We start from the raw sequence: 24,509 nt of genomic DNA on the forward strand, positions 1-24,509 counted from the left end.
TATTTTCTCTAAATGCTTTAGAACTTAAGGCTTTAAAAATATGAAAATTTAAGACCTAGGAATGAATAATAATATCATTAATTTAATAGCCGCTATTGTACTGTCTTTAAGTATAATTTTCGGTTGGCAGTATTTTGTTATAAAACCTGAACAAAAAAAACAGCAACAGCAAATAGCAGTGCAGAAAGCAGCAAATTTAAAGAAACAACAGTTAAAAGCTTTGGTAGAGCCTGCAACTGATATTGTTGTGCAAGAAGAAAGTCAAGTACAGCGTATTAAAATAGAATCTGAATCACTCACCGGTTCTATTTCACTCAAAGGACTTAGATTTGATGATTTGATATTAAAAAAATATAAGCAAGATTTATCTAAAAATAGCTCTGATGTTGTATTATTTTCACCTACTAATACAGAGCATTCTTATTTTGCCGAAATTGGATTAGTTAGTAATTTATCTAGTGTAAAACTTCCTAATAACGATACAATATGGAGTAGTGACGGTGAAATATTAAGTCCTGAAAAACCCGTTAATTTATTTTGGGTCAATGAAGACGGAGTTAAGTTTTTAGTTACTATTACCGTTGATAAAAACTATTTATTTACTATAGAACAAACCATAGTTAATAATAGCGATAAAGAGCTTCCAATTCAATCATATGGCTTAATAAATCGTAAATATACTGCCGTAGAAAAAGCCGTAAATATACTACATCAAGGACCTATCGGTTGTATAGACGAGAATCTTAAAGAATATTCGTATGATGATATTAAAGATAAGAAAAGCGAAAAATTTGCAGCAAGCAAAGTTGACTGGATAGGCATTACTGATAAATATTGGCTATCTGCTTTAATTCCCGATAAATCAAGTAATTATAGCTCAAATTTTAATTACGCTGTTAAACAAGGTATTGAAAAATATCAGGTAGATTTTATTTCACCGGTGCAAATAATAAAACCCGGTGAAAATTTTGCCATTAAAAGCAGAATTTTTGCCGGAGCAAAAAAAGTAGACTTACTGGATCAATATGAAAAACAATATGATATTAAATTATTTGATAGAGCTATTGATTTCGGTTGGTTTTATATAATTACTAAGCCGGTCTTCTACGCCATGAATTTTTTCTATGGCTATGTCGGTAATTTCGGTGTGAGTATATTAATTGTTACGGTCATAATTAAGCTCTTAATGTTTACTTTAGCCAATAAATCTTATCGTTCGATGAAAAAAATAAAAAATTTACAACCGGAAATCGATAGGATAAAAAATTTATACAGTGATGATAAAGCACGTTTAAATCAAGAAATTATGGCTTTATATAAAAAAGAAAAAGTAAATCCGGTAGCGGGTTGTTTGCCTATACTTGTTCAAATTCCGGTATTTTTCTCTATCTATAAAGTATTATATGTAACTATTGAAATGCGGCAAGCACAGTTCTATGGTTGGATTAAAGATTTATCCGCACCTGACCCTACTACTATTTTTAATTTATTCGGCTTATTACCGTTTTCACCACCGTCATTTTTAATGATTGGAGCATGGCCTATTTTAATGGCTATTACTATGTTCTTACAGCAAAAAATGAGTCCTGAACCTGCGGATCCGATGCAAGCTCAAGTAATGAAATTTATGCCGCTAATTTTTTTATTTATGTTTAGTAGTTTTCCTGTTGGGCTTTTAATATACTGGTCTTGGAATAATATTCTATCCATAATTCAACAATATTATATTAATAAATTTAATTAATGAGAATAGATAAAAATTTACCTAATTATCTAACTATTGCTCGAATAATGGTAATTCCGGTTATTATACTGGCATTTTATATAAATAATTCACTTGCACGTAAAATTGGAGCATTATTATTTGTTTTAGCTAGTATTACGGATTTTTTTGACGGTTATATTGCAAGAAAATATAATTTAGTTACGAGTTTTGGCAAGATGTTTGATCCTATAGCAGATAAGATACTAGTGGGTTGCGTTATTATAATGCTACTAAAAAAAGGTAACATAGATGAGATACCTTGTCTATTAATTTTAGCACGAGAATTTTTAGTTAGCGGTCTTCGGGAATTTTTAGCTTTGGTAAAGGTGAGTGTGCCTGTATCGAGACTCGCTAAGGTAAAAACGTTTTTACAAATGTTTGCTTTATCGATATTGATACTAGGATCCAAAGGTGCAGGCATTATTTATTTAGATATAGTAGGGGAAATAATTTTATGGATTGCCGCTTTTTTAACAATCATTACAGGTTATTCTTATTTTAAAGCATGTAAGAAATATTTTTAACATAGGAGACTTTTATGATATATGTAAAATATACAATTTTAGTGTTTATTATGGTGTTTAGTGTAAATCTTTACGCTACTCACAATGATATAATTGCCAATAAGAAAATTGTAAAGGTAGAAGTAAGTAATGAACATTTAAAAACATTAAATGAAGCTTCGACTCTTTTAATTAGTTGTGTAGATTTTAGATTAATAGATGAAACAGATAAATTAATGAAGCAATTAGGGTTAGAAGATAATTTTGATAAAGTATCACTGCCCGGTGCATCGCTTGCCCTCGTTAATGACAAATATACTTATTGGGGGAAAACAATAGAAGATACTATCGAGATTTTACAAGAATTACATAACATCAAACAAGTTGTTTTTCTTGATCATCGCGAATGTGGAGCTTACAAAATACTTATAGGTCAGGAACAGCTAAATACCAAGGAAAGAGAAACGGCAGCCCATGCAGAAATTTTAAACAAAGCACGTGATATAATAAAAGAAAAATTCCCCCAATTAAAAGTTTATACTTTTCTGATGGATCTTGATGGTGTAGTAGAGCAGATTTATGAAATACCTAGCTAAAAGTGGCGTTGTTGTATGGCTCTTATGTCATTACTGCGACAGCAGGAATCTAGGCTTCATAACCGTTACCATGTGGCTTGACTATAGTACCGGATAGTTTAAAAAAAAACTCTCGATGTTATGCCCGTGAAAGCGTGGATCCAGGCTAAGAAATCTTAAGTTTAAAGATTTTTTATTATATTATTTTTTTCAAGGTAAAATTTTTAAAAAGCTTTAAAGTACTGGACTCCCGATGTTGCAGGCGCGACATAGGAACAGGTTTTCTCTACCAATACCATACATCTACAAGTTCAGAAAAAGATTTTATTTTGTATCGCTATCCTTATTGTTATTAGAATCATCAGTATTATTTTTTGGTTCGTCTTCTGCCGTTAGTTTAGAAATAGATAGTTTTTGTTTATATTTTTGTTGCACTGCTAAAAAATTTTGAGCCTCTTTGGAAAGGCTCTTATATAGTTCACGTTTCTTCTTATTAATAGCAACTATTTCTACTCTATATTTTTGTATTTCTTCCCGTACTTCCGGTTTTATAGTACCGGCATAAGCAGAAAAATCATCTATAATTTTTTGTGTTGTAGCGTCGTTGCTTTTTGTTGCATCTTTTTTTGAGCCGTTGGACGTTGTACTATTGGCAAAGCAGCTTGTACTAAGTAAAATAGCTATTCCAAATATTATTTTTTTTATCATATAAACCTTAAGCCTTATTCTTAATAAGTGGTATTGTTGTGTGGATATCTATGTCACTCCCACAAGGCATTGTTGCATAGACTGGTAAAACCTACTGTGTCACACCGTGGCTTGCTAACCAGGTCCATAAAAACAATAAAAATACTAATAATTTTAGTATTTTTAACTGGATCCCGTGGTCAAACCACGGGATGACGGAGGTAAAACTGATCCACGCAAGAACACCTTTCCGCTTTCGCGGAAATAACATAAGAACCACGCCTATGCTTGTATGCAATGATGACTACGGTATCTACGCGAAAACTTCTTAATAAGTAAACCATTTTTAAGTCTAACAGTCAATGAAAAGATATAATAGAAATTATTTGTATTTTGTTGTTTGGTGAGTATAACTATACTAATAGTTGAGAATAAATATAAAGTTATGAAAAATATATAATATTATAAATCATGCTCAAGAGTTTTACGATAGAACGATTAATGCAGATTTATCCGGTAATTATAAAGTATTGACTAGCTATTTAGCTAAAAAAGCCCATATTTTAGATGCCGGTTACGGAGTCGGTCGTGATACAAAGTATTTTTTAGGTCAAGGTTATCAAGTGAGCGCTTTTGATGGCTCAAGTGAAATTGTTAAATTAGCCACGAAAGAAACCGGAATAGATGTACTGCACTCAACTTTTCAGGATATCGATTTTAAGGAGTCGTTTGGTGTGGTTTGGGCTCAAGCAACTCTCTTGCATAGATCTTATAATGAAACAATCAATGTGTATAAAAAATTTACGCTGAATTAAAGTTGGAATGGATTTTTTATGCTTCTTACGGGTACGGTTCTGATATTATATGCAAACTGATGGTCGTGATGTTTATAATATGAATAAAGATACAATAAAACTGTAAAAGACCTTATAGCTTGTAGATTACATGTGAAGCCTTAGATGCAAAGCGGCAATTAACCTAGACGGTGCCGGTTCTGCTACATTCTTTATGGACAGAAAAATTATAAATAATGTTACAGGAAATGAGTATGAAGCTTTAGGTGAACTACAATACGTCCCGTATCTGATGCAATAGTTATTATACTAAATTAATATGGACTAAATTTATGTTGCCTTAGCATGGAATGATATAATTCCTGCTAGGCATTGCCAGCGTGGATCAAGTTTACCGCTGTCATCCCGTGGCTTGACCACTGGATCTAGTTAAAAATACTAAAATTATTAGTATTTTTATTATTTTTATGGACCATGTGGTCAAGCGAACTAGGTGACACAGTAGGTTTTACCGGTCCACGCAACAATACTTGCCTGCGAAGAAGGCCAGGAATCCAATAACTAAAAATATAATTTTTATATTAAAAGCGCGCATAATTTTGTTTTTTTGAGATTCCCGTTTTTGCGGCAATGACATCGTTTCATACAATAACGCAGCTTTTAGTGAGGCATGACATACTAAAATTTAGCTAGAATGATATTTGAAATTTGGATGAATCTAAGATTTTATATTTTCCTGCTACATAGCTTTTTTACGTTTTTCTAAATATTTTTCTTTTGTCATTATTTTTTCGGGAGCTACATAATCTAAAAATACTTTTCCGTTTAGATGATCGATTTCATGCTGGATAACTCTTGCTAAAAATCCTTCTGTGATGCCTTGGATTTGATGTCCATTTATATCATATGCGTGACAATGAATCTTTTTGAATCTTGCAACTGGACCTGTAGCATTTTCAACCGAAAAAAATCCTTCATAATCTTCATGTTTATCAATATCTACCTGTTTATATGATGGATTAATCCATATAGTTTTAGGCATTGTATCCTTAAGATCAGGACGTCATTTTTTTAACTCTTCATTTTCATTTACTGCAAATATTATTATATATTTTGAGATATCTATTTGCGGTGCAGCAAGCCTTGCACCATTTTCTTCTTGATAATATTTGTTTCTAGATATAGATATATCGCGTAAATCTTCTGCAGATAAAGGGAAGTTTAACGTTTTTGCCTTTATTCTAATAGTTTTATCCTAAGAATTATTTAGAGTCTCTAAGTTTAAGGTTACATATTCCAGTAATGAAATATTTGTTTTCATTTTTCATATTACTTTTAGAACCTGTTATGCAAATTATAGCAGTTAATAATAGAGTTATTTTTAATTTGGACATATATTTTATTGTGATAATTTATAAATAGAAAATTATAGATAGAAATTAAAATCAAGTAAATAAATTATCATATTTCTTTTATACATCTCAGAGTTAGACATTTTATTTAATTTACTTTGAGAAAAAATCAATAAGGTTTGACTTCTCTAACATATTCTAGTATAGTGCTTATTTTCAAAATAAATAGAAAAATTTAATTTATGAGTACTCCTAAAAGTGACAATTGTCTCTCGGAACTAAGAAAGGTAATTTGGCCTATAGAACGATATGAAAATAAGAAGTTTCTTCCTATGGCGTTTATGATGTTCTGTATTTTATTAAACTACTCAACGCTTCGTTCAATTAAAGATGGGTTTGTAGTAACGGATATAGGGGCGGAAGCAATAAGTTTCTTAAAAACATATATAGTACTACCTTCTGCCGTAGTCGCTATGGTAATTTATGTTAAGCTCTGCGATATTTTAAAGCAAGAAAACGTATTTTATGTTATTGCTTCATTTTTCTTAGGGTATTTTGCGTTATTTGCTTTTGTGCTTTACCCTTATCCTGATTTAGTTCATCCTGATCCTGAAACCATAGAATCTTTAAGTTTAGCTTACCCTAATTTTAAATGGTTTATAAGAATAGTTGGTCAATGGAGTTTTGCATCTTTTTATACTATGGCAGAGCTTTGGGGAACAATGATGCTTAGTTTATTATTTTGGCAGTTTGCTAACCAAATTACCAAAACCGATGAAGCTAAACGTTTTTACTCAATGTTTGGTTTACTTGCTAATTTAGCATTGCCTGTAACATCAGTGATTATTGGATATTTCTTGCATGAAAAGACTCAAATAGTTGCAGAACATCTAAAATTTGTGCCTTTATTTGTTATAATGATGACAAGTAGCTTGTTGGTAATATTAACATATAGATGGATGAATAAAAATGTTCTAACCGATCCTGGACTTTATGATCCGGCATTAGTAAAAGAAAAGAAAGCTAAAGCTAAAATGTCATTAATAGACAGTTTTAAAATGATCTTCACCTCTAAGTATGTAGGTTATATTGCGTTGTTACTTATTGCTTACGGTGTTTCAGTAAATTTAGTTGAAGGTGTTTGGAAATCCAAAGTAAAAGAATTGTATCCGACGAAAGAGGCGTATACTATATATATGGGTAAGTTCCAATTTTATCAAGGTTGGGTTGCAATTGCTTTCATGCTTATAGGTAGTAATATTTTAAGAAAAGTATCATGGCTAACTGCAGCTATGATAACTCCATTAATGATGTTAATTACCGGTGCAGCATTTTTTACATTTATCTTTTTTGATAGTGTTATTGCTATGCATTTAACAGGTATTCTTGCTTCAGGTCCTTTAGCACTTGCTGTTATGATTGGTATGATTCAAAATGTTTTAAGTAAAGGTGTAAAATATTCCTTATTTGATGCCACTAAAAACATGGCATATATCCCGCTTGATAAGGATTTACGAGTAAAAGGGCAAGCTGCTGTTGAAGTTATCGGAGGAAGATTCGGTAAATCAGGCGGTGCTATTATTCAATCTACATTCTTTATTTTATTTCCTGCATTTGGTTTTGTAGAGGCGACTCCTTATTTTGCTTCTATATTCTTTGTAATAGTAATATTATGGATATATGCTGTTAAAGGTTTAAATAAAGAGTATCAAGTTTTGGTAAATAAAACTGAAAAATAGAATGTGTTAAAATTTAATATTATAACAAAAGTAAGCTGCTCGACTCTGAAACTTGCTTTTTTTATAGTCGTGGAGTTTATAATATGACAGATACAAAACCCAAAATTAAAACTCCAAGATCGCCATATGTAAAAAAATATAATAGTTGGCGAGTAAGGATTTTATATTCTATTATTATAGGTTATGCGACTTTTTATTTGTGTCGTCAGAATTTTAATATAGCAACTCCTGCTATAAGAGAATATTTTGGGGTTACTAAAACGCAAATTGGTTGGATATTAACTGCTTCATCTATTATGTATGGAGTGAGTAAAGCTTGTAATGGGTTTATTAGCGACAAAGTTAATGCTCGGATATTTATGGTTTTGGGTCTTTTAGTTGTCGGAATCATTACTATTCTAATAGGTTTTTCATATTCTTTGTGGTTTATAGGAATTTTATGGATATCCAGTAACTGGTTTCAATCGATGGGGTGGCCCCCTGCAACAAAAATGCTTACTCACTGGTTTGCTTCAAAAGAACTTGGCACTAAATGGGCTATGGGTACAACCTCTAATCAAATAGGTGGTGCCATTGCTATGATAAGCTGCGGTTATTTAATCGATAAATTTGATTGGAGAGCTGCTTTTTTCGTTCCTGGTGTAGTCGCTTGTGTAGTATCGCTTTTTTTATATAATAGGCTTCGTAATTCCCCAAAAGAAGTAGGTTTATCTACCGTAGAGGAATATAAAGAATATCCGCCTGAATCTATAGGAGATTATGAGAAGCTATTAACTCCACAATTACTTAGAATGGTCTTTTGTAATAGGCTAATATGGTATGTTTGTTTAGCAAATATGTTTGTTTATATAATACGTTCCGGAGTAATTTATTGGGCTCCAACATTTTTAAAAGATTTACGTAATATAAGCCTTGCAAATGCAGGATTACAAATTGGTTTATATGAAATGATAGGTATTCCCGGGGCGTTGATAGCTGGCTTTTTATCGGATAAATTATTTCAAGGACGTCGCGGTCCTATTGGAGCGATATGTATGGTATTGCTTAGCTTATTGTTAGTCTTGTTTTGGACAATTCCTATTCAAAGTGAATTATTAAGTATAGTAATTCTATCTTTAATAGGCTTTTTTGTTGCAGGACCTCAGCTCCTTGTAGGTATAGCAGCTGCTGATTTCAGTACTCGTCAAGCTGTCGGTACGGCTAATGGATTATCAGGGTTATTTGGTTATTTAGGAGCCTCTATTGCAGGAATCGGCGTAGGATGGATTAGCGATCATTATGGTTGGAATGGAGTATTTATATTTTTCAGTATTTCTGCTCTTTTAGGAGGAGGGTTGTTTGCTTTAACATGGAATCGTTCAGCTAAAAAATAAATTTAATCATTATATAAAGGTTACAAAATGACAATACAATATACTTTTTCAATGATTAAGCCTGATGCTATCAAGAGGAATAAAATAGGACAAGTTAATGCTTATTTAGAAAATGGAGGCTTAAAGATAGTGGCTCAGAAAATGAGATTTTTAACTAAATATGAAGCTGAGTGTTTCTACGATGAACATAGAGCAAGAACGTTTTTTAATAGCTTAGTTGAATATATTACTTCAGGAGCGGTAGTACTTCAAGTTCTTAAGGGAGAAGATGCTATAATTTTAAACCGTACCATTATGGGTGCAACTAATCCTGCTGAAGCTGAAGCAGGAACTATTAGAAAAGATTTAGGCGAATCAATTGAGGCTAATAGTATTCATGGTTCAGATAGTGAAAACAGTGCGAAAAGAGAAATCGCATTTTTCTTTAACAAATCTGAAATTATAGAATAATTAATGCTAAAATATGACGTAATAGTTATAGGTGGCGGACATGCAGGCGTGGAAGCAGCAGCAGCTTCTGCACGTCTTGGAGTTTCTACTCTCTTAATTACGTTAAAACCGGACAATTTAGGCGAAATGTCTTGCAATCCAGCAATTGGTGGCATTGCAAAGGGTACATTAGTTAAAGAAATCGATGCCCTTGATGGGTTAATGGGTTATGTTATAGATCAAGCAGGTATACATTATAAAATGCTGAATGAGACTAGAGGACCGGCAGTTTGGGGACCTAGAGCTCAAGCTGATCGAAAGCTTTATAAAAAAGCGATGTATCAAATATTAACAAATTACCCTAATCTGGATATACTATATGGGAAAGTAGAAGATATAGAAATTAAATCTTCTAAAGTTGCAGCGATTGTTTTAAATAATGATAGCAAAATTCCTTGTCAAAAAATTATATTAACTACGGGTACTTTTCTATCAGGTCTTATTCATATTGGAAAAAAAAAAATTCCTGCCGGTAGAGTAGATGAAGAGCCTTCGTATGGATTATCAAAGACATTAAAAAAAGTAGGATTTAAAATTGCCCGTTTAAAAACAGGTACACCACCAAGAATTGACGGGCGTACTATTGATTATAGTAAAACAGCTTTACAGCCTGGAGATAAAGCTCCTCGTCCTTTTTCTGAATTAACAAATGTTGTCAATGTTCCTCAGATAAATTGTTTTATTACAAAAACAACCTCAGAAACTCATGATATTATACGTGAGAACCTTAATAAATCCGCAATGTATTCGGGGCAGATAGAAGGAATAGGACCGCGATATTGTCCTTCTATTGAAGATAAAATAGTCAGATTTAGTACAAAATCAGAACATCGTATATTTTTAGAACCTGAGGGGTTAGATGATTATACGATTTATCCAAATGGTATTTCTACTTCTTTGCCTGAAGATGTACAACATAAATTAATCAAAACAATACCAGGATTAGAAAATGTAAAGGTTTTACGTCTAGGTTATGCTATAGAATATGATTATGTTGATCCACGTGAAATAAGTGTTACGCTAGAGACAAAAAAAATAGCTGGATTGTATTTTGCTGGGCAAATTAACGGTACTACAGGATATGAAGAGGCCGCAGGGCAAGGTATAATAGCCGGTATAAATGCTGCTTTAGCAGTAAAAGATCAAGCACAATTTATATTAACAAGAGCAAACAGTTATATTGGAGTAATGATTGATGATTTAACAACATTTGGTACTATAGAACCTTATCGTATGTTTACTTCTCGTTCAGAATATAGATTATCTTTAAGAGCAGATAATGCTGATTTACGTTTAACGGAATTAGGGATCAACATTGGCGTTATATCAGAAAAACGTAAAAAAATATTTACAAAAAAATATGAAGATATAGAAAAAACAAAATCATTATTAAATACCTTATCTTTCACTACTAGTAAACTTGCTAAAATGGACATACAAGTTGCACAGGATGGTACATATAAAACAGTATTAGACTTATTTAAAATACCTAGTTTTAATATTGAACAAGCTATTAAAATTTTTCCTATGCTTAAAGAAATGCAAAATAATAATATTTTGCAATTACTCTATATTGAAGCAAAATATGCTTCATATTTAACTAGACAACAAGCAGATATTAATTTATTTCAAAGTGAAGAGGCACAGTTAATACCTAAAAATATTGACTATTTTAAAATACCAAGTATATCATTAGAGATACAGGAAAAACTTTCTTCCCATAAACCTACTACTATTGGTTTAGCACGTCGAATTCCAGGGATTACACCTGCAGCAATTACGTCTATTATAATTTATTTAAAAACTAAATATAGTGATGGAAGTTTCACGTGAAATAATTGAAAAATTAGAAATTTTTCAAAAGTTAGTTAAAAAATGGAATAAATCAATCAATCTTGTATCGGGTAATACTATACATAATTTTTGGCAACGTCATATATTAGACTCATTACAATTAATGCAATATATTGATAATAAAGAAATACACTTGGTTGATATAGGAAGTGGGGCCGGTTTTCCCGGTATAGTATTATCTATAGCAGGGGTAGCAAAAGTAAGTTTGATAGAAGCTGATTTACGCAAATGTATATTTTTAGAGAAAGCATCAAAGATATCAAATAATAACATACAAATAATAAATCAAAGAATAGAAAAAGTAGCAATAGATTGTAGTATATTGACTTGTAGGGCTTTTTCTAAATTAAATACAATATTTAATTGTATAAAAAATATTTCAGTACAAGAAAAAGTTTTATTATTAAAAGGAAAAAATTATTTAACAGAAATAGTAGCAGCTAAAGAGATGTGGTTATTTGATTATTTAATACATCAAAGTATTACTTGTGAAGAAGGGAAAATTCTAGAAGTTAGTAATTTAACAAAAATTATATGAAAGTAATTGCGATTGTTAATCAAAAAGGAGGAGTGGCTAAAACTACAACTACTGTAAATTTAGCTACAGCTTTTGCTGCGGTAAATAAAAAAATTTTAGTTATAGATCTTGATCCTCAAGGGAATAGTAGTACTGGTTTTGGAATTCGTCAGCAACAACGCAAAAATACTATATACCAAGTATTAACAAATTTAATAGAATTGAAAGATGCAATAATTTCTACAGATATACCAAATTTAGCAATAGTTACTTCAAACACTAATCTATCTGCGGCTGAATTGGATTTAACAAAATTAAAGGACCGAGAATATATTTTAATGAAGCTGTTGGAAGAAATAAAAATATTATATGATTATATAATTATTGATTGCCCTCCTTCATTAAATTTATTAACGGTAAACGCTTTAGTTGCAAGTGATGAAGTGCTGATTCCAATGCAATGTGATTTTTATTCTTTGGAAGGATTAAGTCATTTGCTAAAAACAATTGAAATTGTAGAGAAAAGATTAAATCCTAAGATAAAGATTGCAGGTATATTATTTACAATGTATGATAAGCGTAATCGTTTAACTGAGCAAGTAGAAGATGATGTGAGAAAATGCTTAGGAGAATTGGTATTTAAAACCGTTATTCCAAGAAATATTAAATTATCTGAAGCTCCTTCATACGGAAAACCGGCTATTATATATGATTATAAATGTTCGGGAGCAGTTGCATATATAGAACTTACAAAAGAAATTTTAGAAAGATATGGCGAAAAATAAAGGGCTAGGCAGAGGGTTATCTTCATTACTTGGAGAAGAAGTTATTTCTATAGAATCAGAAAGAATACAAACAATAAATATCGATAAAATAAGACCAAATGAGAATCAGCCTAGAAAAAACTTAGAATATGATAAAATAAAAGAATTAGCAGATTCTATATTGAATAATGGTTTATTACAGCCTATTATTGTTGATAATAATTTCCAAATTATAGCAGGAGAGCGACGCTGGCGTGCGTGTAAATTAGCAAAAGTTTTAGAGATACCAGTAATTATAAAAAATTTAGATGCTAGAGAGAGTATGGAAATAGCATTAATTGAGAATATACAAAGAACTGATTTAACAGTGATGGAAGAAGCTCGTGGCTTTAAATATTTAGTAGAAAATTTTAATTATACGACAGAAAAATTAGCTGAAAGGCTTGGCAAAAGTCGTAGTCATATAGCTAATTTGTTGAGGCTTAATAATTTGCCACAATCTATTCAAGATAAACTAAATGACAATATATTAAGCATGGGACAAGCTCGATGTTTAATAAATCATGAACACGCAGAAGTAATAGCCGATCATATTATAAAGAATGATTTAAATGTACGTCAAACAGAAGAGCTAGTAAGGCAATGGTATAAAAATGAGTGTAAAAAATCTCCTAAAAATAATCACAAAGTAGAAAAGCGTTTTTTAAAGGACAACGCTGCCGATAATGATTTAGAATTATTAGTAAAAGCTTTGTCAGAAAAATTTGGCATAGAAATAACAATAGAGAATTATCAATTAGGCGGAAAATTAATATTTCATTATAAAGATTTGGAAGAATTAGACTTAATATTATTAAAATTAAATTAAAAAAGTATTAAGATTAAAGTATATATACAGTATTTTCTTTCTTAAGATAAATACCCAAACTAGAAAAATAATGGTAGGCATACAATGTCTAATTTTGAATTATATGATCATACAGCAATAAATTCATACAATGCAGTAGTAAATATATGTATCAGTACAAATAATAATATAAGGAAATAAGTAATTTATGTCATATCAATATGTTTATGAAATGGTTGGTTTAAGCAAAATTATAAATGGTAAACGAATTTTAAAAGAAACAAATTTATCATTTTTACCAAAAGCTAAAATCGGTATAATAGGTCCAAATGGAGCAGGTAAATCAACTTTATTAAAAATAATGGCAGGTATTGATAAAGAGTTTGAAGGTAAAGCAATAGCTAAAATCGGTATAAAAGTAGGATATTTACCTCAAGAACCATATCTTGATTCTAGTAAAAATGTGTTTGATAATATCATAGAAGGCCTTTATGAAAAGAAAAAACTTATTGACGAATTTAACGATATAAGTAACAAATTTGCTGCTGAAATCACTGATGAAGAAATGCAACAGCTTTTTGATAAACAAGCAAAATTACAAGAAAAAATAGATAATTGTGATGGATGGAATCTGGAACGTGAAATAGAGATCGCAATGCTTGCTTTACGTTGCCCACCAAAAGAAGCAGATATTACAAAAATTTCTGGTGGAGAAAAAAGAAGAGTTGCTTTATGTAAATTGCTTTTAGAGAAACCTGATATGTTGTTACTTGATGAACCTACAAATCATTTAGATGCAGAATCAGTTTCTTGGCTTGAGGGTTATTTAAAGCATTATGAAGGTACTGTAATAGTAATTACCCATGATCGTTATTTTTTAGATAATGTTACAGAATGGATACTAGAAATAGATCGTGGAAATTGTATAGCGTGGGAATCAAATTATAGTTCTTGGCTTGAACAGAAGCAACAAAAATTAGCTTTAGAAAGTAAAGAAGACAATGATAGAAAAAAACAATTGAATCGTGAACTTGAATGGATTCGTCAGACTCCAAAAGCTAGACAATCAAAAAATAAAGCACGTATTACAGCATATCAAGAGTTATTAAATAAACAACAGAAACAAAAAATTGATCCTACTCAAATAATTATACCTAATGGACCTCGTTTAGGCGATCTTGTTATTGAAGCAGAACATATAGCTAAAAAATTTGATAGTAAAATATTATTATCAGATTTTAGTTTTAAAGTTCCACGTGGAGCTATTGTAGGAATTATTGGACCGAATGGAGCAGGTAAGTCTACATTGTTTAATATTATTACAGGTAAAATAACGCCGGATAGTGGTAGTATTAAAATTGGTCAAACGGTAAAATTAGGGTATGTTGATCAATCAAGGGATCATTTAGATGATAATAAGACTATATGGGAAGAAATTTCAGAAGGTTTAGATGAATTACAACTTGGTAATAGAATAATTAAAAGTAGAGCTTATTGTGCAGCTTTTAATTTTAGAGGCGGTGATCAACAAAAAAAAGTTGGACAACTTTCAGGTGGAGAACGTAACAGAGTACATTTGGCGAAATTACTAAAAGAAGGAGCAAATGTTATATTATTAGATGAGCCGTCTAATGATTTAGATATTGATACGTTAAGAGCACTTGAAGATGCTATTTTAGATTTTGCAGGTTGTGTATTAGTAATTAGTCATGACAGGTGGTTTTTAGATAGAATAGCTACTCATATTATATCATACGATAAAGACAATAATGCCACATGGTTTGAAGGAAATTATCAAGATTACCATGAATATATGTTAAGTACTAATGGGGAAAGTATTTTAAATCCAAAATATAAACATAAGAAGTTAATATAAATATGTCTTTAACACAAATATTATTAATTTTATTTGTAGGAATATTGGTAACAAAACCGCATGATATTTTTATAATTATTAAAGAATTAAAAAAAATAAAAGCATATTTAATTAATATTAAGTCGTCTATTATAAGAAATATAGATGAGCCGTTAGAAACAGAGCAGATAAATTTTTATTTAAAGAACATTATTAACCTAGAAGGTTATTATCATGGTAATTACGATTTAACGACAATAAAAGAAAAATATTATACACTGATAATTAACAATGACTTAATAAAAAATGAATCAGTACCTGATATAACAGAGCAACACTAATCCATGCATCACTCAATAATTAAATCTAAGAATTATGCAAAAAATAGTAAAACTTAACAATATCAAAATAGGAAATGATTTACCGTTTGTTCTCATTGCAGGGCCTTGTCAGATTGAAGGAAAAGATCATGCATTGTTTATGGCAGAAAAACTTGTTAAATTAACTAGCAAGCTGGATATTGCATTTATTTATAAATCTTCTTTTGATAAAGCTAATAGAACTTCCGTAAATGGAATTAGAGGAGTTGGTATTGAGAAAGGTTTAGAAATTTTATCAAAAGTAAAATCTGAATTCGATTGCCCTATTGTTACTGATATTCATTCAGAGAGTCAATGTACTGAAACAGCCGAAGTAGCAGATATTTTACAAATTCCGGCATTTCTATGTAGACAAACTGACTTGCTACAAGCTGCAGCAAAAACAGGTAAAATAGTAAAAGTCAAAAAAGGGCAGTTTCTAGCTCCGTGGGATATGAAAAATGTACAAACAAAACTACAAGCTTTTGGAGTAAAGGATATATTATTTACAGAGCGGGGAGCATGTTTTGGTTATAATAATTTGGTATCTGATATGCGTAGTCTTGCAATAATGGCAGAATTAAATGTACCTATAGTTTTTGATGCAACACATTCCGTTCAGCAGCCTGGAGGACTAGGAGGTAGTACCGGAGGGGACAGAAAATATGTAGAGCTACTTGCAAAGGCAGCAATTGCTGTAGGTATCGCCGGTATGTATATGGAAGTACATCAAGATCCCGATAACGCTCCAAGTGATGGTCCATGTATGATGAAGTTAGATAATCTAGAGTCCATACTTATCAAACTAAAAAAATATGATAAAATTACAAAAGAAAAATAACCTCAAATTTTATTTTTCAAAAAACATATACAATATCCTCTATTAATTCAATTTAAAAATGGAAGTGATAATTTTTTGCAAAATAAAAAATAGAATTTTCTTATCCTCAGAATTTCACCAATTCACCTTTAAGTGCTTGTTGTGAATTTATTTACCCAAATTTTCAAGTAGTATTAATGTTTATTTATTCAACTTACGGAGCAAAATGTTTGTATTTGGAGTAATATAAATTATTTTAGGTAAATATATATGTTTAGTTTGTGTGGAGCACCAAATAGACACGATGTTTAAAAAATATATATGATTTTTGACGTAGTATTTTAATAATATTTTAGAACAAAAAAACACTCCAAACATAATTATTCTTGAAGCATATAATATATTAATGAAATTATGTAATATTGAAGAGATATTAACTCCAAACACAAGCTTCATATATAAGTATGAATATAAAGATATTATAGCTTGGCTTTCTAATAACACTCGGTCTATATTTAATGAAATATTAGTAAAACCAAATAGCGGGCTTGCAGAGTTTATCCAGGAACTGCTTGGGATTTTAGTAACTAACCCTTTATAACGGAAGATATACAATATACAGCAAATTATTTAAGAAATAACAAGATTATCGAGCGAGTATTTTTGGACAATTGCGATATCAATGATAAGTAAACAAAAATTTTAGCCGAACTATTTAGGCTTAACAAAACAATAACCAAACTTTCTTGAGTAAGTAATAAAACAATCACTAATATCGGAATAAAAACTTTATTAGAGATAAAACATAATAATCACAGCATAAGTTAGCAGAATTAAAAATCTCTACTAAGTTTAATGATAATTCAGAATTTTAGCTCGTTTCCGAAGTAGATATTTTAAATGAAAATTCTGTAAATGCATATTTAAAGAAAACAAAAGCTCGAAACCTCGATTCTGAAATCGAAAATAAAAATTTACAACCTCTTTAAAATTACTATGAGTTAGAAAGAGCGTTCATAAAGAACGTTAATAATCTTTTAAGATTAATTGCAGAATGCCATCATGAAATTACTAAAACAGGAAAGGATAAGAAGGAGAATAATAGAAATAATAATGAAGAAATAGCCTATCCTCCTTATGGTGATAATGGTGAAGTTGATATGCTTGGTATTGCCTCTCAACATAATGAGTAACATTAGATTATAGAAAATGTTTGTGAATTTTGCTAGAAGTTGGACGTTGCGATGTCATTCCTGCAAAAGCAGTAATCTAGAAAAAAGAGGTATACATACAGCAAATTTTTGAAATTAAAAGCTCTATTTATATCGCCTTATGCTGGATTTCCACCTACGCGGGATGACACGTTACACCGAAAAAGAATTACCGCAGCCGCATTTTAGTTTAGCTTGCGGATTACTAACGTTGAAATATGAACTACCGAGTTCCTCTATAAAATCTAAAGTACAATCTAGCATAAATTTTTGAGAGATAGGATCAACAATAATTGTAGCATTATGTTTAGTAATAACATAATCATCTTGATCTATATCATCTTTTGAGACTAGTTCGTAATTATACATAAGTCCTGAACAACCGCCGCTATCAACAGAAACTCGCAGTACTAAATGCTTATCTTTTTCTAGCTCTATTAACTCACAAACTCGTTGAAAAGCTCTATCCGTAATTGTTATCGTCACCAAAATTACCTTGTAAAAGTCTTGTGAATTATATAGTATAACGAATATTTTTTCAAGATGGCGTTGTGGTGTAGCTTTGGTACAGCAGTTCTATGTCATTCCCGTGTAGGCGAGAATCCAGAATAAATAGCCTAATAATAAGCAGGTTTAATAAAATAAATCTATAAAAACAAGTTGTTATAGATTTTACTGGATTTCCGCCTACACGGGATGACATAACAGACTCATAATAACGCCTTTCAAAATAAAGGATAACGATGCTTGCTTCATACGCTTCTGATCCTCTTAAAAGTAGGGGAAGATTATATAAAGAAATTCCTACCTCTTATAGAAACGAGTTTGAATGCGATCGTGATCGCATTATTAATACCAATGCATTTAGACGTTTACAATATAAAACTCAGGTTTTTATTAATCATGAGGGAGACCATTACAGAAATAGGCTGACTCATTCCCTAGAGGTTTCGACTGTTGCACGTTCGGTTGCTAATACTTTAAATTTATCAAGTGATTTAGCTGAGACAATAGCACTTGCTCACGATCTTGGGCATACGCCTTTCGGTCATGCGGGAGAGAGAGCTCTAAATGAATGTATGAAAGAGTATAGCGGCTTTTCCCATAATGCTCAATCTTTAAAGATACTAACACTACTTGAAAAAAGATATGCGGCTTATAACGGAGTAAATTTAACATGGGAAGTTTTAGAAGGAATCATAAAACATAATGGTCCTATAACTGGTGAAATAAATGAATATATAGCGGAGTATAATAAACAAAATGATTTAGAGCTTAGTACTTATGCGTCGGCTGAGGCTCAAATAGCATCACTTGCCGATGATATTAGCTATATTTCGCATGATTTGGAAGATAGTATTGGTGCTAAAATTATCGATTTTAATAGTCTTGCTGAGCTTAAATATATTGATCAGCATGTTTTTGAACTCAAATCAAAATTTAAGAATATTAGCTCCTCTTGTCTGATTTATGAGGTAGTACGTAAGCTAATGCATGAATTGATTACCGATTTATTATGGCAAACAAAAGAAAATTTAAATAAAGAAAAAATTATTAATATATATGAAATACGTCACTTAAATTATCAGATAGTTGATTTTACCGAAAAAACTAATGACCGTATTAAGGAAACTAAAAAGTTTCTGCATGAGCGAGTTTATAAAAGTAATAAAATTACGGCCATCAGCCTTAAATGTACTAAAATCGTACAAGGTCTATTTAAGGTTTATATGGATGATATTAATTTATTACCGGTTAATTGGAAAATGCTAATAGACTCTGATGACACATATAGTAAAGCTAGAGTTATTGCCGATTATATAGCAGGTATGACCGACCGTTTTGCTATTCAAGAATATAATCAGCTTTGTTCACTGAATTTTAATAATATCTTAAAACTTAATTATGAATATATTTAATAAATTAAAACAAGATATAATTGCGGCAAGCAGGCAATTATATAATAATCAAGAAATAGCAAATAATGCTACTATTGAAACTCCAAAAGATAATTTTAACGGCGATTTATCCAGTAATATTGCAATGATTATTGCTGCTAAAGAAAATATTTCGCCTCGGGAAGTTGCTTTAAAGTTTAAAGAAATCCTTATAACATTACCTTATATTGCAAGTATAGAAATAGCAGGACCCGGCTTTATTAACTTTACTATAAAAGCCGAAACTTGGCAGATAGCAATTAAAGATATTCTACAGCACGAAGAAAAGTTTTGTGAAATTGATATAGATAAAAGCAGAAATATTAACATCGAGTATGTTTCGGCAAATCCCACCGGTCCAATGCATATAGGGCATGCTAGGGGTGCGGTATATGGTGATGTGTTAGCTAGAATTTTGCAAAAAGTAGGTTATTTCGTTACAAAAGAATATTATGTTAATGATGCAGGTTCGCAAATAAATGATTTAGTTAGTACGGTATTATTACGTTATAGAGAAGCGTTGGGCGAGACAATTACTATCCCTGACGGTTTGTACCCAGGCGAGTATTTAATTCCGCTTGGGCAAATTTTGGCGGAAGAATACGGTAATAAATTATTAATGATGGATGAAGAGGAAAGATTCAAAATAGTGAAAAATTTTGCCGTAGAAAAGATGCTTGATTTAAATAGAAAAGATCTAGCAGACCTTGGTATTAAACATGATATATTTTTTTCTGAACAGTCATTGCATGATAAATGCGCAATAGAGGAAACGGTGAAATTACTTACCGGTATGGGGCTGATTTATGAAGGAATACTCCCACCTCCTAAAGGGAAAGTTCACGATGAATGGGATAACAGAGTTCAAAAGTTATTTAAATCTACTAACTATGGTGATAGTCAGGATCGTCCTATAGAAAAAGCTGACGGAAGTTGGTCTTATTTTGCTTCCGATCTTGCATATGCTAAGGATAAAATAGATAGGGGAGTGAGCCACCTAATTTATGTACTTGGTGCTGATCATAGCGGGTATGTTAAAAGAATTGAGGCAATAGTTAAGGCTCTAGGCAAAGAGCAAGTTAAAGTAGACGTTAAAATCTGTCAATTGGTTAATTTTGTTGAAAACGGTGTGCCGGTTAAAATGTCAAAACGTCTTGGAAGCTTTGCTAGTGTACAAGACGTAAATCATGAGGTAGGGAAAGATATCATAAGATTTATGATGTTAACAAGGCAAAATGATAAGCCTCTTGATTTTGATTTAGTAAAAGTGAAAGAACAATCAAGAGAAAATCCCATTTTTTATGTACAATATGCACATGTAAGAACAATATCAATTTTATCAAAAGCTAGAGAATTAATGCCTGAATCTTATAATAACTTTGAAGCCTGCAAGTATGATTTATCTTTATTATCCTCAGAAGAAGAAATTGCGATCATAAAACTTTTAGCTAGTTGGACAAAAACATTAGAAACATCTGCAAAATATTTTGAACCGCACCGCATTGCATTTTATTTAATAAATTTAGCTTCAAAATTTCATTCTATGTGGAATTTTGGTAAAGAACATAGCGACTATAGATTTATAATTGAGAGCAATAAAGAATTAACTACTGCTCGTCTTGCTCTTGCAACTGCAATACAGAAAGTTATAGCTAGTGGTCTTGAAGTGATAGGTGTAGAACCTATGGATAGGATGTAATATGAGGCAACTAATCCTGTCATCCAGTGGCTTGAGCATGTGATCCAGCATAAAGCGAGATAAATCAAGCTTTTTGTATTCGTATTTTTTTACTGGACCCCGTGGTCAAGGTACTGGGTGACAGTGGTGAAACTGAGCCATACAATATGATCAATAATGTTTTTGTTAAAATATGTCTAGTATGCTTGATATGTATATCAGGTGTTTATTTTAGTTATCAATATTATCAGAATAGTAAGCCGGTAATTACTATTTATCCTGATGAGCTGCCTACAAAAATAAGACCATCTATAATAGAAAATAACCAAATAGCAGCAGTACATAGTACGATATATGAAAATCTTATTGCTAAAGATACAAATATTCAAACCGTAATATTGCTTCCTGACCCTGAGAAACCTATGAGTATAGATTCTCGTAATCAAAGTCAAAGTGATGAATCTTTTGATGAAATATCCAACCTTATTGCATTAATAGAGCCAAGTAATAATGCCAAAAATGAAACTGATTTAAATATAATAAAGCTTGAAAATGGAAGTAAGAATAAGGTTAGTAATGCTAAAAATTGTAAAAATAATGAAAGTTATAAAGTACAACTAGGTTCAGTAAAATCTGAAGCAGAAGCAATGCAAGAAGGGGAAAGAATAAAAAAGAAATTCCCAAAAATTTTTAAAAATGTTGTGATCACAACCAAAAAAGTTAAATATGACGACGGAAAATTTTTCTATTTAATCTTAGCCGGTGATTATGGTAGTCTTAGTCAAGCTAAAGCGGTTTGTAAAAAACTAGCATATAATAAGCAGAGTTGTGTGTTGAAATAATATAATTGGAATAATTTATGATAGAAGATTTTGATGAAATGACAATTGAGGAAGATGTAGCATTTTCAACACTTGCAGATAAAAGATTGAAAGAAACTAAATATTGGATAAAACATGAAGATGCTTGGGATATTTCTGGCATTGTTAGTGAGCGTTGTTGCGTGGATACACAGTAATCATTGAGAGGAGCGAAGCGATGTATCAATCGAGAGAATAATTAAACAAATTCTGTAAATCAGAATTTTTTACTGGATTGCTTCGTCGAATTACTACGTAATTCTTCTCGCAATGATGATAAATAAAAATTAAATAACTTATGAAAGAAGCTAAAATAGAAAATATTGACTTTGGTAATGCATTATCGGAGCGTTATCTTGCTTACGCGTTGTCAACGATTATGTCACGTTCGCTTCCTGACGTACGCGATGGACTTAAGCCTGTACATCGTAGGTTATTATACGCAATGCTACAGCTAAAGCTTGAGCCGAATTCCGGCTATAAGAAATGTGCAAGGGTGGTTGGTGACGTAATAGGTAAATACCACCCGCACGGTGATGTGGCAGTGTATGATACTTTGGTACGCCTTGCTCAGCATTTTTCGTTACGTTATCCTTTGATTGACGGGCAGGGTAATTTCGGCTCTATCGACGGTGATAATGCAGCAGCTATGCGTTATACCGAATCACGTATGACGGAAATATGTACTTTATTAATGGTAGACATTGATAAAGATACGGTAGATTTTCGCCCTACTTATGATGATTCCGATTTAGAACCGATAATAATGCCGGCAAGTTTTCCGAATTTACTAGCTAACGGTTCTGAAGGGATAGCAGTCGGTATGGCAACCAATATACCGCCGCACAATTTACATGAGCTTTGTGATGCTCTAATACATTTAATCGACCACCCGAACGCTGAAATTAATGATATAATGAACTTTATCAAAGGTCCTGATTTTCCAACAGGCGGTATAATTATTGATAAAGCTGAAGTTATTAATGCTGCATATAATACCGGACGCGGTAGTTTTAGAGTGAGAAGTAGATGGGAAAAAGAGGCGTTAAGTTACGGTACATATCAGATAGTCGTAACCGAAATACCTTATCAGGTTCAGAAATCAAAACTTATAGAACAAGTAGCCATATTACTAAAGGATAAAAAAATCCCGCTTGTTAGCAATATTAGAGATGAATCAACCGACATTATAAGGTTGGTTATAGAGCCAAGAGACCGGAGTTGTGATCCGCAGATAGTTATGGAGTCTTTATTTAAGCTAACTAATTTAGAAAGCCGCATTCAGCTAAATATGAATGTGATTGGCAGTAATAACGTGCCTAGAGTAATGAATATTTTAGAGGTTTTACAAGAGTTTTTAGCTCATAGACAAAATATTGTTACTCGCAGGTCAACTTATCTTGTGAATAAAATCAAGCATCGTTTAGAAATTCTAGCAGGGCTTAGAATAGCTTATCTAAATCTTGATGAGATAATTAAAATTATTCGTGAAGAGGATGAGCCGAAAGCGATAATGATGGAGCGGTTTAAACTAACCGAAATACAGGTAGAAGCAATATTAAATACTCGTCTTCGTTCGCTACGCAAGCTTGAAGAGCATGAAATTATTAATGAGCATAGTAATTTGCAGAAGCAGCAAGCTATATTAGAAGAGATTTTAAATAATCCTAAAGAGCTATGGAAAATAGTTAAAAAAGAAATCAAAGCAGTACAAATGCAATTTGGATTAAATACCGTAATAGGAGATAGACGTACAAGCTTTGAAGAAGTAACGCTTACGAATCAAGTAGTTGATATAACAGCGTTTGTTACTAAAGAGCCGATTACTATTATCTGCTCAAAAATGGGGTGGGTGCGTTCACTAAAAGGTCATAACACCGATTTATCGAATATTAAATACAAAGAAGGTGATGCAGAGAAGTTTATTTTAGAAGCTTATACAACTGATAAAATATTAATAGTTAGTTCGGAAGGTAGGTTTTTTACTTTGCTTGCCGATAATATTCCCAAAGGTAAAGGAACCGGCGAATCTATAAAGCTGCTTGTGGATATAGGTAATAACGATATTACTAATATTTTAGTCCATAAACCTGATCAGCTTTTATTACTCGCAAGTAGTGTAGGGAAGGGGTTTTTAGTTAATTCAAACGAAGTAATAGCTCAAACAAAAACAGGGAAGCAGGTTATGAATGTACCGGATGGTCATGCATGTATAGCTTGTTTACATGTAGCGGGTGATGCCGTTGCCTGTATCGGTGAGAGCCGTAAATTATTGGTATTTAATGTAGATGAAATACCGGAAATGAAAAAGGGGCAAGGCGTAACGCTGCAAAAATTTAAGAATGCAAAGTTACTTGATATTAAAATATTTAATAAAGAAGATGGCTTATGTTGGAACAACAATGGAAAAGTAAAACTTGAGAAAAATATCATTGCATTTTTAGGACAAAGAGGTAGTACTGGTAAATTACCGCCTATGGGTTTTCCCAAAAATAATAGATTTTCATCATAATTATAATATAGATTGAGT

General features: G+C 31.5%; 22 protein-coding genes and 1 pseudogene. 20 read left to right on the forward strand and 3 right to left on the reverse strand.

Annotation, left to right across the window (positions count from 1 at the left end; translation table 11 throughout):
* The first annotated feature begins 61 nt into the window (after positions 1–61).
* From yidC to A1C_RS00380, 3 genes are read left to right on the forward strand one after another with little or no spacing between them, the layout of a single operon-like run.
* Positions 62–1,744 (forward strand): membrane protein insertase YidC, encoded by a 1,683-nt coding sequence (gene yidC, locus A1C_RS00370; RefSeq protein WP_012013284.1) that lies wholly within the window; start codon positions 62–64, stop codon positions 1,742–1,744.
* The gene (gene pgsA, locus A1C_RS00375) at positions 1,744–2,289 is read left to right on the forward strand and encodes a CDP-diacylglycerol--glycerol-3-phosphate 3-phosphatidyltransferase (protein WP_012013285.1); all 546 of its coding nucleotides are present in this window, start codon (positions 1,744–1,746) and stop codon (positions 2,287–2,289) included. Before yidC ends, pgsA begins: the two co-directional genes overlap by 1 nt.
* Before the next feature lie 14 nt (positions 2,290–2,303).
* Complete coding sequence (locus A1C_RS00380) at positions 2,304–2,864, forward strand: carbonic anhydrase (protein ID WP_012013286.1); 561 nt, start codon at positions 2,304–2,306, stop codon at positions 2,862–2,864.
* Between the two features lie 303 nt (positions 2,865–3,167).
* Here A1C_RS00380 and A1C_RS00385 read toward each other — a convergent pair whose 3' ends face one another.
* The gene (locus A1C_RS00385) at positions 3,168–3,551 is read right to left on the reverse strand and encodes a hypothetical protein (protein ID WP_012013287.1); all 384 of its coding nucleotides are present in this window, start codon (positions 3,549–3,551) and stop codon (positions 3,168–3,170) included.
* A gap of 509 nt (positions 3,552–4,060) precedes the next feature.
* On the opposite strand from A1C_RS00385, the gene A1C_RS08310 reads away from it, so the two are divergent.
* Positions 4,061–4,345 (forward strand): class I SAM-dependent methyltransferase, encoded by a 285-nt coding sequence (locus A1C_RS08310; RefSeq protein ID WP_012013288.1) that lies wholly within the window; start codon positions 4,061–4,063, stop codon positions 4,343–4,345.
* A gap of 718 nt (positions 4,346–5,063) precedes the next feature.
* Here the strand turns inward: A1C_RS08310 and A1C_RS07550 are convergent.
* Positions 5,064–5,718, reverse strand: a pseudogene (locus A1C_RS07550) (peptide deformylase).
* 200 nt (positions 5,719–5,918) lie between these two features.
* Here A1C_RS07550 and tlc1 point away from each other — a divergent pair.
* From tlc1 to A1C_RS08315, 11 genes are all read left to right on the forward strand, one after another.
* Positions 5,919–7,415, forward strand: coding sequence for an ATP/ADP exchange transporter Tlc1 (tlc1, locus tag A1C_RS00400; protein ID WP_012013291.1), 1,497 nt, complete (start codon positions 5,919–5,921; stop codon positions 7,413–7,415).
* Positions 7,416–7,498: 83 nt separating this feature from the next.
* Positions 7,499–8,788, forward strand: a complete 1,290-nt coding sequence (locus A1C_RS00405) for an MFS transporter (RefSeq protein WP_012013292.1) — start codon at positions 7,499–7,501, stop codon at positions 8,786–8,788.
* Positions 8,789–8,815: 27 nt separating this feature from the next.
* Positions 8,816–9,238, forward strand: coding sequence for a nucleoside-diphosphate kinase (gene ndk / locus A1C_RS00410; RefSeq protein WP_012013293.1), 423 nt, complete (start codon positions 8,816–8,818; stop codon positions 9,236–9,238).
* A 3-nt stretch (positions 9,239–9,241) separates the two neighbouring features.
* On the forward strand, positions 9,242–11,110 hold the full coding sequence (mnmG, locus tag A1C_RS00415) for a tRNA uridine-5-carboxymethylaminomethyl(34) synthesis enzyme MnmG (RefSeq protein ID WP_012013294.1): 1,869 nt from the start codon (positions 9,242–9,244) through the stop codon (positions 11,108–11,110).
* Positions 11,094–11,669 (forward strand): 16S rRNA (guanine(527)-N(7))-methyltransferase RsmG, encoded by a 576-nt coding sequence (gene rsmG / locus A1C_RS00420; protein ID WP_012013295.1) that lies wholly within the window; start codon positions 11,094–11,096, stop codon positions 11,667–11,669. The genes mnmG and rsmG overlap by 17 nt, the downstream gene beginning before the upstream one ends.
* On the forward strand, positions 11,666–12,433 hold the full coding sequence (locus A1C_RS00425) for a ParA family protein (RefSeq protein WP_012013296.1): 768 nt from the start codon (positions 11,666–11,668) through the stop codon (positions 12,431–12,433). The genes rsmG and A1C_RS00425 overlap by 4 nt, the downstream gene beginning before the upstream one ends.
* Positions 12,420–13,280: a ParB/RepB/Spo0J family partition protein gene (locus A1C_RS00430; RefSeq protein WP_012013297.1), complete on the forward strand. Its 861-nt coding sequence runs from the start codon at positions 12,420–12,422 to the stop codon at positions 13,278–13,280. The genes A1C_RS00425 and A1C_RS00430 overlap by 14 nt, the downstream gene beginning before the upstream one ends.
* A 187-nt stretch (positions 13,281–13,467) precedes the next feature.
* Positions 13,468–15,135 carry an energy-dependent translational throttle protein EttA gene (gene ettA / locus A1C_RS00435; protein ID WP_012013298.1) on the forward strand — a complete coding sequence of 556 codons (1,668 nt, stop codon included), beginning with the start codon at positions 13,468–13,470 and terminating at the stop codon, positions 15,133–15,135.
* 2 nt (positions 15,136–15,137) lie between these two features.
* Positions 15,138–15,455: a DUF2672 domain-containing protein gene (locus A1C_RS00440; RefSeq protein ID WP_012013299.1), complete on the forward strand. Its 318-nt coding sequence runs from the start codon at positions 15,138–15,140 to the stop codon at positions 15,453–15,455.
* Between the two features lie 34 nt (positions 15,456–15,489).
* A complete protein-coding gene (gene kdsA, locus A1C_RS00445) occupies positions 15,490–16,314 on the forward strand; it encodes a 3-deoxy-8-phosphooctulonate synthase (protein WP_012013300.1) in 825 nt (274 codons plus the stop codon).
* A 385-nt stretch (positions 16,315–16,699) separates the two neighbouring features.
* Positions 16,700–16,894 carry a hypothetical protein gene (locus A1C_RS08315; RefSeq protein ID WP_012013301.1) on the forward strand — a complete coding sequence of 65 codons (195 nt, stop codon included), beginning with the start codon at positions 16,700–16,702 and terminating at the stop codon, positions 16,892–16,894.
* Between the two features lie 763 nt (positions 16,895–17,657).
* Here A1C_RS08315 and A1C_RS00455 read toward each other — a convergent pair.
* Positions 17,658–17,990: an iron-sulfur cluster assembly accessory protein gene (locus A1C_RS00455; RefSeq protein WP_012013302.1), complete on the reverse strand. Its 333-nt coding sequence runs from the start codon at positions 17,988–17,990 to the stop codon at positions 17,658–17,660.
* Between the two features lie 257 nt (positions 17,991–18,247).
* Between A1C_RS00455 and A1C_RS00460 the strand changes: the two genes are divergently transcribed.
* The 5 genes from A1C_RS00460 (at position 18,248) to parC (ending at position 24,491) form a co-directional block, all read left to right on the forward strand.
* The gene (locus tag A1C_RS00460; protein WP_012013303.1) at positions 18,248–19,423 is read left to right on the forward strand and encodes a deoxyguanosinetriphosphate triphosphohydrolase; all 1,176 of its coding nucleotides are present in this window, start codon (positions 18,248–18,250) and stop codon (positions 19,421–19,423) included.
* Positions 19,410–21,140 carry an arginine--tRNA ligase gene (gene argS, locus A1C_RS00465; RefSeq protein WP_012013304.1) on the forward strand — a complete coding sequence of 577 codons (1,731 nt, stop codon included), beginning with the start codon at positions 19,410–19,412 and terminating at the stop codon, positions 21,138–21,140. Before A1C_RS00460 ends, argS begins: the two co-directional genes overlap by 14 nt.
* Positions 21,141–21,286: 146 nt before the next feature.
* On the forward strand, positions 21,287–21,961 hold the full coding sequence (locus tag A1C_RS00470) for an SPOR domain-containing protein (RefSeq protein WP_012013305.1): 675 nt from the start codon (positions 21,287–21,289) through the stop codon (positions 21,959–21,961).
* Positions 21,962–21,978: 17 nt separating this feature from the next.
* Positions 21,979–22,137 carry a hypothetical protein gene (locus tag A1C_RS07555; protein WP_012013306.1) on the forward strand — a complete coding sequence of 53 codons (159 nt, stop codon included), beginning with the start codon at positions 21,979–21,981 and terminating at the stop codon, positions 22,135–22,137.
* A gap of 140 nt (positions 22,138–22,277) precedes the next feature.
* Complete coding sequence (gene parC, locus A1C_RS00480; protein WP_012013307.1) at positions 22,278–24,491, forward strand: DNA topoisomerase IV subunit A; 2,214 nt, start codon at positions 22,278–22,280, stop codon at positions 24,489–24,491.
* Positions 24,492–24,509 lie beyond the last annotated feature (18 nt).

This window comes from Rickettsia akari str. Hartford (genome assembly GCF_000018205.1).
GTDB lineage: Bacteria > Pseudomonadota > Alphaproteobacteria > Rickettsiales > Rickettsiaceae > Rickettsia > Rickettsia akari.